The 10,700-nt window shown below is 57.4% G+C and carries 9 protein-coding genes; 2 read left to right on the top strand and 7 right to left on the bottom strand.

What is annotated here, in order from left to right:
- A partial coding sequence (locus tag ACR0J2_RS21020) for a tetratricopeptide repeat protein (protein ID WP_480813727.1) occupies window positions 1–875 on the top strand: 875 nt, incomplete at its 5' end.
- Between the two features lie 297 nt (window positions 876–1,172).
- Here ACR0J2_RS21020 and gyrB read toward each other — a convergent pair.
- Together gyrB and ACR0J2_RS21010 are read right to left on the bottom strand one after the other, a co-directional pair.
- On the bottom strand, window positions 1,173–3,590 hold the full coding sequence (gene gyrB / locus ACR0J2_RS21015; RefSeq protein ID WP_480813726.1) for a DNA topoisomerase (ATP-hydrolyzing) subunit B: 2,418 nt from the start codon (window positions 3,588–3,590) through the stop codon (window positions 1,173–1,175).
- Window positions 3,591–3,692: 102 nt separating this feature from the next.
- Complete coding sequence (locus tag ACR0J2_RS21010) at window positions 3,693–4,265, bottom strand: TetR/AcrR family transcriptional regulator (RefSeq protein ID WP_480813725.1); 573 nt, start codon at window positions 4,263–4,265, stop codon at window positions 3,693–3,695.
- 100 nt (window positions 4,266–4,365) lie between these two features.
- Between ACR0J2_RS21010 and ACR0J2_RS21005 the strand changes: the two genes are divergently transcribed.
- Window positions 4,366–4,932: a carboxymuconolactone decarboxylase family protein gene (locus tag ACR0J2_RS21005; protein ID WP_480813724.1), complete on the top strand. Its 567-nt coding sequence runs from the start codon at window positions 4,366–4,368 to the stop codon at window positions 4,930–4,932.
- Here ACR0J2_RS21005 and recF read toward each other — a convergent pair.
- The 5 genes from recF to ACR0J2_RS20980 all read right to left on the bottom strand — a co-directional run bounded on the left by recF (window position 4,929) and on the right by ACR0J2_RS20980 (window position 10,655).
- Entirely contained in the window at window positions 4,929–6,026 is a 1,098-nt protein-coding gene (gene recF / locus ACR0J2_RS21000; RefSeq protein WP_480813723.1) for a DNA replication/repair protein RecF, read from the bottom strand. The two genes, ACR0J2_RS21005 and recF, sit on opposite strands and share 4 nt — an antisense overlap.
- A gap of 59 nt (window positions 6,027–6,085) precedes the next feature.
- Window positions 6,086–7,207 (bottom strand): DNA polymerase III subunit beta, encoded by a 1,122-nt coding sequence (dnaN, locus tag ACR0J2_RS20995; RefSeq protein WP_170615475.1) that lies wholly within the window; start codon window positions 7,205–7,207, stop codon window positions 6,086–6,088.
- A 226-nt stretch (window positions 7,208–7,433) separates the two neighbouring features.
- A complete protein-coding gene (gene dnaA / locus ACR0J2_RS20990) occupies window positions 7,434–8,825 on the bottom strand; it encodes a chromosomal replication initiator protein DnaA (protein WP_170805857.1) in 1,392 nt (463 codons plus the stop codon).
- A gap of 558 nt (window positions 8,826–9,383) precedes the next feature.
- Entirely contained in the window at window positions 9,384–9,647 is a 264-nt protein-coding gene (gene rpsT, locus ACR0J2_RS20985; protein ID WP_170575014.1) for a 30S ribosomal protein S20, read from the bottom strand.
- 231 nt (window positions 9,648–9,878) lie between these two features.
- Window positions 9,879–10,655, bottom strand: a complete 777-nt coding sequence (locus ACR0J2_RS20980; protein ID WP_170681949.1) for an enoyl-CoA hydratase — start codon at window positions 10,653–10,655, stop codon at window positions 9,879–9,881.
- Window positions 10,656–10,700 lie beyond the last annotated feature (45 nt).

Here is a 10,700-nt window from a genome sequence, read left to right as displayed (position 1 = left end):
TTGGCGTCGAAGAATTGTTTTCCGCTCAGGCCGACCTTATTCGGGAAATCGCATCCACCCTGAAAATAGTAGTTGAGGAAGAAGAAATCGCGTCGCTTAGGAAACGGCCAACCGATGATCTAGAAGCGTATGAACTTTTTCTGAGGGCTGTCGCCAAAAGCAAGCTGCTGAATACTGCGAGTCGGAAAGAGGCAATAGAACTTCTGGAACGAGCAATAGTGCTCGATCCAGACTACCTTTCTGCCCATATTGAACTGAGCGGTCGCTATCTTAGCCTTTGGCGCTTTGGTGGGTCGGACGATCCAGAAACCGCGCTGAACAAAGCCCGCAGGCACGCACAGCGTGCGTTAGAACTGGATCAATCGGACTATCGCGTTCAACACCGCTTGGGCCAGCTACATTTGTTTGCAGACCACGATCATCAACTCGCGTACCAGGCATTTCAGCGGGCAATAAGGGAGAACCCCAATGATCCTGAGGTCCTATATGGTATGGGCTTTTTAAGGTCGCTTATGGGTGAGCCAGCCGAAGCGATTGAGTGGAACAACAAGGCAAAAAAGGTCAACCCACGTTATCCCGGCTGGTACAATTTTAACGCGGCCCTTTCTCAATTCCTAGTCAGAGATTACGAACAGGCAATTCTGCTGGCAAAAACCGGTGTCTCAACTTATCCAAAGTCGCTTCCTCCGCGCCGAATCTTGGTTGCAACCCTTGCTGAAATGGGACGTCTGGAAGATGCTCAGGTTGAAGCAAAGAAATTACTCGAAATCCGGCCGGACTTCCGTGTTTCTACACACAGAAACACACCCTTTATGCATACTGAGGACCAGGACCGGTATTTTGGTGCGATGGTTGCTGGTGGATTGCCCGAATAACAAGGTTTTCAAAACCCCGAATACTGGCTGTATGCGCGGTTTCCCCAAGCGTTCGCCTGCTTTGTCTCAAGGCATAGTTGATGCAAAGCTCGATTTTGAATGTCCGCTTTGGGCTGGAAGCGGCCATCCGAAAACCTTCCCCGGCAATACGGCGATGGCGCTAAACAAGCAAAGAATGAGACCCGAAGATATAGAACCTCGAACTAAGAAAGTTGAAGATTAATGCGCCCAGAGGTTTGGGCCAAAAATGCAAATCTTTGGGCGAAATGCAAAGCTAAGGGCGCACCTACAACCTGACTAAAAATCCAAGTTCTCAACACTCAGCGCGTTTTTCTGGATGAACTCCCGCCGCGGTTCGACCACGTCGCCCATCAGTTTGGTAAACAGATCATCCGCCTCGACCATATCATCCACCCGCACCTGCAACAGTGTGCGTGCATCGGGGTCCAGCGTTGTTTCCCAAAGCTGGTCGGGGTTCATTTCACCCAAACCTTTGTACCGTTGCAGCGACAGGCCCTTTTCGCCTTCTTCCAGAATTGCGCGAAGCAGATCCAATGGACCGTGAATCGATTGCATACGGTCCCGGCGGATCAGGGTCGCAGGGGTGTTGTAAACCTCTTGCAGGCTTTGTGTGAAGCTGCCCGTCTTGCGCGCCTCGCCCGAACGCAGCATGGGGCCATCCAGCGTGCGCACTTCTTCGACACCGCGCAGGATGCGGGCCAGCCGGATGCCGTGGTCCTGCGTGATCCGGCCCTGCCACCCGCGTTCATATTCAAGCGCGATCAGGTCCAGACGGGCGGCGACTTTGTCGGCCACGCCTTGCAGGTCGGCATCAACCGCGCCCGGCACAAAGGCCCCGGCAACGGCAGCTTGTTCCAGTATATGGCGCGGGTAGTGGGTCGGGAACGCATCCAGTACACGTTTCAACTGCCGTGCTTCATCGACCACGCGGGTCAGATCCTGGCCGGTGATTTCTTCCCCCGAACCGAGTTTCAGCACCGCGCCCTCAACCCCTTGGTTGATCAGATAATCGTCCAGCGCGGCCTGATCCTTCAGGTAAACTTCTGATTTACCACGCGAAACCTTGTATAGCGGCGGCTGCGCGATATAGAGATACCCGCCCTCGATCAGCTCCGGCATCTGCCGATAGAAGAAGGTCAGCAGCAAGGTTCGGATATGCGCGCCGTCCACGTCGGCATCGGTCATGATGACGATCTTGTGGTAGCGCAGCTTTTCGATGTTGAACTCATCGCGGCCAATACCAGTGCCCAGCGCCATGACAAGGTTGCCGATTTCCTGAGACGACAGCATCCGGTCGAACCGGGCACGCTCGACGTTCAGGATCTTCCCGCGCAAGGGCAGAACGGCCTGAGTCAGACGATCCCGGCCCGTCTGGGCAGAACCGCCAGCCGAGTCTCCCTCGACGAGGAAGACTTCGGTCTTGGACGGATCTTTCTCGGAGCAATCCTTCAGCTTGCCCGCCAGATAGTTCACGTCCATCGCCGTCTTGCGACGGGTCAGTTCGCGCGCCTTGCGCGCGGCTTCACGGGCCAGAGCGGCCTCGATGATCTTACCGACGATAGTCTTGGCCTCGTTCGGGTTTTCTTCGAACCATTCGGCCAGCTTTTCGTTCATCAGGCTTTCGACCGCCGGGCGCACTTCAGACGACACCAGTTTGTCCTTGGTCTGGGACGAGAACTTCGGATCGGGGACTTTCACCGACAACACACAGGTCAGGCCTTCGCGCGCGTCGTCGCCGGTAAAGCTGACCTTTTCCTTCTTGGCGATCCCGCTGGACTGCGCGTAGTTGTTGATCGTCCGGGTCAGCGCGCCCCGGAATCCGGCCACATGTGTCCCGCCATCGCGCTGCGGGATGTTGTTGGTGAAGGGCAGAACCGTCTCATGGTAGCTGTCATTCCACCACATTGCGATTTCGACACCGATATCATCGCGTTCGCCCTTGATATAGATCGGCTCGGGCATCGCAGCACTTTTCGAACGGTCCAGGTATTTGACGAATTCTTTTACGCCGCCCTCATAGAACAGTTCGGTCTCAAGCCGCTCCGCCGGACGTTCGTCGATCAGGATGATCCGCACGCCCGAGTTCAGGAAGGCCAGTTCGCGCAGGCGCTTTTCCAGCGTCTCGAAGGAATACTCCAGGTTCGAAAACGTATTGGTCGAAGCCAGGAACCGCACCTCGGTCCCGGTGCGGCCACCACACTCGGCCACGATCTTCAGATGCTCGGCTGTCTCGCCCCCTTCAAACCGGGCAATATGCTCTTTTCCGTTGCGCCAGACCCGCAGCTCCAGCCAGTCGGACAACGCGTTCACCACCGATACGCCCACGCCGTGCAGACCGCCCGACACCTTGTACGAGTTGCTGTCGAACTTACCGCCCGCGTGCAACTGGGTCATGATGACCTCGGCGGCAGACACGCCCTCTTCAGGGTGGATATCGACCGGAATCCCGCGTCCGTTATCACTGACCGAAACGCTGGAATCGGCGTGAATTTTTACGGTCACATGGTCGGCATGACCGGCCAGAGCTTCGTCAATTCCATTATCGACAACTTCGTACACCATGTGGTGCAGACCCGAGCCATCATCGGTGTCACCGATATACATGCCGGGGCGCTTGCGGACAGCCTCCAAGCCCTTGAGAACTTTGATAGAATCCGCGCCGTATTCTTGTGGTGCCTGTGCGTCTTCGGACATGCCGTTAGTACCTATATTATTTTGGTAACTTATACGTTTTCTGGTGGGGAATGTCACGCGATCCCCCCACATTTTGTGGCGGAACTTGGTTTTTTCAGCAGATCAAAGCCGGTCGATATCCGCCGCGATATCCGCCGCGATTTCCAGGGCATTCACATCGCTGCGCTCGGCCGATAAACGCAGTCCCAACAAGTCGGATTGATACCGCGCCGCAAGACGGTCCGGGTTAAGATCCGCGCCGATTTCTCCGGCCTCCTGCGCGCGGCGAAACAGCGTTGCAAAACACACTTTCATATCCGCCATATGACGGCTCGCCTTTTCGGCCAGTTCGTGATCCTTCGACCGCAACTCGGCGTAGGTTTTGGCCAACATGCAGGCCCTTGCAGGCATCTGGGCAGAATCGATCACGATCCGTGGCTGCGCCTTCAATGCTTCAAGCGGCCCTAATTCCTCGGCCAGCGCCATAAGGCGCGCCACACCATCCTGCGCGTACCGTTCGAGCGTCAGCGCATAAAGCGCATCCTTGGACCCAAATGCCGCATAAAAACTGCCCGGCTTGAGGCCAAGTTCGCGTTCCAGATCCTTCAGCGACGTCCCGGCCCAGCCCTGACGCCAAAAAATATCCCTGGCCTTCGCGATCAGAGCGTCTCGGTCATAAGCGGGTTTGCGGGGCATCTTCTTCACCAATACTTGAACGTTCACTCAAATATATACTTGAGTGATCACTCAAGAAAGACTATTTCGGACTCAGTCGCCAGAAAACAGGAGTTCCGACATGGCCAACTTCCCCTCCCACGACCTCGAATCCGCACCAGAAGGATCCAAACCGCTTCTCGAGAAATCCCAGGCCGCGTTTGGCCGTCTGCCCGGCCTGCACAAGGTGATGGCTGAAAGCCCCCAGCATCTGGAAGGTTATCAGGTCCTGCATGGCCTGTTCATGCAGACCGATTTCGACAATGACGAGAAAACCGTCGTCTGGCAGACCATCAATGTTGAAAATGAATGCCACTACTGTGTGCCCGCTCATACCGGCATCGCGAAGATGATGAAGGTTTCGGATGAGATCACCGAAGCGCTTCGCAACGAGACCCCGCTGCCCAATGCCAAACTCGAAGCATTGCGCACCTTTACCCTGCAAATGATGCAAACCCGCGGCAACGTCTCCGAGGCGCAATTGCAAACCTTCTTTGATTCGGGCTACTCACACCGTGCTGTTCTGGACGTGGTACTGGGTCTGGCTCAGAAGACCATGTCGAACTACGTCAATCACATGGCCAAAACACCTGTGGATCAAGTCATGCGCGGCTTCCTTTGGGAACGCAAGGTCAGCGAACCCGCCTAAGGCGTCACGACCGAGCCTTCGTCGCCTTCCGTGACAACCAGCGTCTGGGCCCTCTCACCCAATTCCGCAAACAACTCAGGCCCGGTGCCCGTCATCCAGGCCTGAGCACCAAGCGCGCAGATCTCATCATAAAGCGCGGCCCGTCGGTCGGCATCCAGATGGGCGGCAACTTCATCCAGCAACACGATCGGCGGCGCACCCACCATCCCGGCCAAAGCCCGCGCATTGGACAGGATCAGCGAAACCAAAAGCGCCTTCTGCTCGCCGGTTGAACAATCCCTGGCAGGCACGCCCTTGGCCGCATACGCCCCATACAGATCCGACCGATGCGGCCCAACCAAAGTCCGCCCCGCCGCCAAATCGCGAAAGCGGCTTTCATTCAATGCGTAACGCAAGTCTTCCGCCGTCCCGGGCATCGTCCCGTCGGTCTGCACCAGCTCCAGTTCAGCAGACGGAAATGCCGTTTCTGCCTGATCCTGCGCTGCGCGCAGATGGTCCAGCGCCGATAACCGGGCCACATTTATCCGGTGCCCCATCTCCGCCATCTGACCTTCCAGGGCGGCATACCAATGGGCATCCCTCGCCTGCTCCTTCAGCAAGCGATTCCGTTCCCGCATGGATTTTTCGTAGATCAACGATGCCTCGGCATGGCTTGGGTCGAAACTCAGCGCGATCCGGTCCAAGAACCGGCGCCGCCCTTCGGCGCCCTCGATCCACAACCGATCCATCGACGGAATCAGCCAGACCACCCGCGCCAGCTTGCCCAGATCAATCTGACTGGCGGCCTTGTCGTCAATCCGAACCTGTCGCGCCGCACCACCTTCCGACCAGGTCTCAATCTCGTATCGCTGTCCCTGCGCCTGCAACAGCCCGGACAGCTTCCAGCCCAGCGCCTCGGGGCGCCGAGTCATCTCCGCCGCGCTGGCCCGTCGCATTCCACGACCCGGCGAAAACAGTGAAACCGCTTCTAGGATATTGGTCTTGCCAGCCCCGTTCGGTCCATGGATCGCCACGGGCCGCCCATCCAAAGACAAACGCGCCAGTTTGTGGGACCGGAAATGCGAGACCGTAAGTTCGGTCAGGGCCAAAGCCATGACCCCTCCCTTCATCTTTTCAAAAATACTCCCGCCGGAGGCATCGCGCGCCAGCGCGATCAGACACGCATCGGCATGACAACGTAAACCGCGCTCTGGTCATTGCCTTCACGCATCAGCGTCGGGTCTCCAGCCGAATTGAACATGAACACCGCATTCTCGCGATCCACTTGGCTAGCGATCTCCAGCAGGTACTTCGCGTTGAACCCGATCTCCAGCCGCTCGTCGCCATAGGCTACGGCCAGTTCTTCCTCGGCCGCACCGCTATCCGGCGCGTTCACCGACAGGACCAGCTTGTCCGCATCCAGCTGCAGCTTTACCGCCCGCGACCGCTCTGATGAAACGGTTGCAACACGGTCCACGGCCTGCGCGAATTCGGCAGCGTCGACTTCCAACTTGCGAGTGTTCCCCTGCGGAATGACACGGGTGTAGTCGGGGAAAGTGCCATCGATCACTTTTGAGGTCAGCGTGATATCCGGCGTCGCGAACCGCACCTTGGTTTCACTGACAGAGACGGCGATATCCATCTCGTCATCGTCCAGCAGCTTGCGCAATTCGCCCACGGTCTTGCGCGGCACGATGACGCCCGGCATACCCGCCGCCCCATCCGGCAGGTCGGCGTCAATGCGCGCCAACCTGTGGCCATCTGTGGCCACGCAGCGCAGAACCTTGCCGCCCTCGGACCCATCCGCCACATGCATGTAAACACCGTTCAGGTAGTACCGGGTTTCTTCAGTCGAAATGGCGAATTTGGACTTGTCGAACAACCGGCGCAGCAGTGCTGCGGAGGCTGTGAAATTCGACTGGTACTCCGAAGAAGCCATCACCGGAAAATCTTCTTTCGGCAATGTCGCCAGCGAGAAGTTGGATCTCCCGGCTTCAACCGTCAGGCGACCCGCAGCACTGTCAGCCGTCAGCGTGACCAGCGCGCCGTCGGGCAGCTTGCGCACGATCTCGTGCAGGGTCGTTGCCGCCACCGTGGTCGCCCCGGCTTTTTCAACCTGCGCAGGGGCCTTGTCCACCACTTCGATATCCAGATCGGTGGCGCGGAACTGCACCTGGTTGCCTTCCGCCTCGATCAGTACATTGGCCAGGATCGGAATTGTGTTGCGGCGTTCCACAACGGATTGGGCCTGCGAAACGGCCTTGAGAAGGGTGCCGCGTTCGATGCTGATCTTCATACCCTCAATTCCTCTGACTTGCGTGCCGACATGGGCGGGACTGGCACGTTAGCGGTTCCACCCTGAGGCACAAGGATTTTTTATGGTTTTCTGGGTCGGATTGCCCAACACGTCAAGGGCCGCGTGGTTTCCAAAGCACAGTTCCAGTCCAGGCGTGGACAATAGCGCACATGATTACGCCCCGGACCTGGTGAACCGGGGCGTTGATGAAGGGCTTGGGTTGAAATCAGGCTTCCAGAGACCGCCGCAGCATTTCAACGTCTTCCGCGATCTGACCGTCGGTCAGCTTCAACTCTTCGATCCGCTTGACGCCATGCATGACCGTGGTGTGGTCACGCCCGCCAAAGCGGCGGCCGATCTCGGGCAACGAGCGGCTGGTCAGCTGCTTGCACAGATACATCGCAACCTGACGCGGACGCGCGTATGAACGCAGGCGCTTCGGACCGATGATGTCGGACAGGCGGATGTTGTAGTAGTCCGAGACTTTCCTCTGAATCTCTTCAACGGTGATCTTACGCTCGGACGCGCGCAGGACGTCGGCCAGACAATCCTGAGTCAGTTCCATATCGATCTCGCGCCCAACCAGCGAGGCAAACGCAAAGAGACGCGTCAAAGCCCCTTCAAGCACGCGCACATTGGTTGAGATGCGGTGTGCGAGGAATTCCAGAACACCGTCCGCGATGGTCAGATCCGGATATGTGCTGCTGTACTGCTGAACCTTGTTTTGCAGGATACCAAGGCGCAATTCGTAGTCGGTGGGGTGCAGGTCGACGACCAGGCCGCATTGCAGACGCGACTTCACACGGTCCTCCAGATCCTTGATTTCGCCCGGGGCGCGGTCGGCCGAGATGATGATCTGCTTATTCTGGTCCACCAATGCGTTGAAAGTGTGAAAGAACTCTTCCTGAGTTGAATCCTTGCCCGCGATGAACTGGACATCGTCGACCATGAGAACATCAACCGACCGGAAGAGATGTTTGAAATCCATCATCCGGCGCTCGCGCAGAGCCTGTACAAAGCGGTACATGAACTGTTCGGCCGACAGATAGAGCACATTCAACTCAGGGCGCTTGGTTTTAAGCTCCCAGGCGATGGCGTGCATCAGGTGCGTTTTACCCAACCCGACGCCGCCATAAAGGACCAGCGGATTGAAAGTAACCGGCCCGCCTTCTGCAACCCGGCGCGCCGCGGCATGGGCCAGCTCGTTGGGCTTACCGACCACAAAGCTGTCAAACGTAAAGCGGGCATCCAACGGTGCCGCCTGCAGCGAATCCAGGGCACCATTGCCATCATCCTGATAGGACTGATCGACCCTTTTGGGTTCCGCCATTTCCCGCGCTGCCGTTGCGGGTTCCACTGCCGGTCGCGCGGGCGAGTTGGCCGCGACGCGAAAGGCCAGACGCTCCACCGGTTCACCGGAGGTGTTCAGTTCATAGAGAATGAGATCCGCAAAATTCTGACTCACGTAGTTGCCCATGAAATTCGTCGGCACCGAAAACACCGCTACACCGTCCTCCAACTCCTGAAATTCAAGAGGTTCGATCCAGGTGGTGTAGTTGTTCCGGCCAACAACCTTCAGCAACTTGTTACGCAGCAGTCCCCATTTCTCTTGTGTCATTCAGCGCCTCACGCATCCCATTCTTTATAGGCCTTCAGGCCTTTTTTTGAATTTGTCCGGATCACCCGGTCTTCTGGGCGTTCACTCACGCAAAAGGCACCCTTGCGCCGAACCAAATAGAACGGCGGTAAGATTTTCTTTTTCTGCGCATCGCTGATACTGCTACGCTCCAACAGCCGGAGCGCGCCCGAAAACCAGGTTACGCATCACCTTCCAATTTTAGACAGGACCGAGCACCTCGGTTTCCCGAGACCCGAAGCAGATCGCCAAACCGGCCAGACCGGTCGCCGACATTCGTCCATGGATCTTCCTGATGCCCGTCAGTCCGATCGCCAGGACAGCCTGTCCCCCCAAGCGAGTGAATCGCTGGAACAGTGGTAACAAGACCGAACGGCCGGCGGCAATGAATCTCTGATATTGACTCAGGAATCCGGCGGAAAGAATCTCTCGGTTTTGTGAAGGCGCGATATATCGGCAACAGCAAAAAGGCGCCGCACATTGCGACGCCTTCTGAAATGGATCAGCCTTGTTTACCTGACGCCAGGTCAGGCACCGGCGTCAGCCCAGTGCTTTTACGCGCGACGACAGGCGCGACATTTTGCGGGCAGCAGTGTTCTTGTGGAAGACACCTTTGGTGACGCCGCGCATCAGTTCGGGCTGGGCTGCGCGCAGGGCTGCGGTTGCAGCGTCCTTGTCGCCGGATGCGATTGCTTCTTCAACTTTGCGCAGATAGGTGCGGATGCGCGAACGGCGTGCTTTGTTTACAGCGAAACGCTTTTCGTTCTGACGTGCGCGTTTCTTTGCCTGAGGCGAGTTAGCCATGTGTTTCTGACCTTTGTTCGGTACGGTTATCTAGGGTTGCGCGCCACGGAAACATCCGCACCGGATCAAAAATCACGAGTGTGAGTCGGGCCGAGCGGGCCGCACGCGCATGTATAGCGGCGCTTACTATCCAAGTTGGCGAGGTTTGCCAAGCCGATTCTTTTGACACGCATGGCAGGTATGAAAAAGGCGGGCAAAGGCCCGCCTGTTCCGATCTGGTCAGGGCACCGCTTACTTGTCGCGGAACTGCGCCGCTCGTTTTTCCAGAAACGCGGCCATGCCCTCTTTTTGGTCTTCTGTCGCAAACATCGAGTGGAACACGCGCCGTTCAAACAGCATTCCCTCGCTCAGTGGCAACTCATAGCTGCGGTTCACGGCCTCTTTTGCCGCCATCGCCGTCAGTTGCGATTTCTCTGCGATCTTCTGCGCGGCCCCTATCGCCTCTTCGATCAGCTTCTTTGCCGGAACAACACGGCTGACCAGCCCCGAACGCTCGGCCTCTTCCGCATCCATGAAGCGCCCGGTCAGGTTCATGTCCATCGATTTGGACTTGCCGACAAAGCGGGTCAGGCGTTGCGTGCCGCCGATACCGGCGATGACACCCAAATTGATCTCGGGCTGGCCGAACTTGGCAGTATCAGCGGCAATGATGAAATCGCACAGCATCGCCAGCTCACAGCCGCCACCCAACGCATATCCTGCCACCGCAGCAATGATCGGTTTACGAATAGCCGAGACGCGATCATTCGCTTCGCCAAACAGGTTCTGACTGTAGACATCGACAAAGCTCATCTCGGACATCTCTTTGATATCCGCGCCCGCGGCAAAGGCCTTTTCCGAGCCGGTGATGACGATGCAGCGCACCTTGTCGTTTTCATCTGCCTCTTCCAGCGCGGTGTACAGCTCACCCATCAACTGGGTGTTCAGCGCGTTCATCGCGTCCGGTCTGTTGAGCTTGATAAGGGCAACGTGGTCTTCGATTTCGACGATGATCGTCTCAAAAGCCATGGGATGTAAGCTTCCGGTTGTTCCGTTCAAGTACGATTCCTTACC

The organism is Ruegeria sp. CG4 (genome assembly GCF_056537185.1).
The sequence above is the reverse complement of the archived record's forward strand: the minus strand, read 5'-3'. Positions and strand labels throughout refer to the sequence as shown.

Bases quoted from the DNA above. Each gene is read 5' to 3' on its own strand.
- ACR0J2_RS21005 (WP_480813724.1), top strand. From the start codon at position 4,366: ATGGCCAACTTCCCCTCCCACGACCTCGAATCCGCACCAGAAGGATCC.
- rpsT (WP_170575014.1), bottom strand. From the start codon at position 9,647: ATGGCTAACTCGCCTCAGGCAAAGAAACGCGCACGTCAGAACGAAAAG.
- ACR0J2_RS20980 (WP_170681949.1), bottom strand. From the start codon at position 10,655: ATGGCTTTTGAGACGATCATCGTCGAAATCGAAGACCACGTTGCCCTT.
- recF (WP_480813723.1), bottom strand. From the start codon at position 6,026: ATGGCTTTGGCCCTGACCGAACTTACGGTCTCGCATTTCCGGTCCCAC.
- dnaN (WP_170615475.1), bottom strand. From the start codon at position 7,207: ATGAAGATCAGCATCGAACGCGGCACCCTTCTCAAGGCCGTTTCGCAG.
- ACR0J2_RS21010 (WP_480813725.1), bottom strand. From the start codon at position 4,265: ATGCCCCGCAAACCCGCTTATGACCGAGACGCTCTGATCGCGAAGGCC.
- gyrB (WP_480813726.1), bottom strand. From the start codon at position 3,590: ATGTCCGAAGACGCACAGGCACCACAAGAATACGGCGCGGATTCTATC.
- dnaA (WP_170805857.1), bottom strand. From the start codon at position 8,825: ATGACACAAGAGAAATGGGGACTGCTGCGTAACAAGTTGCTGAAGGTT.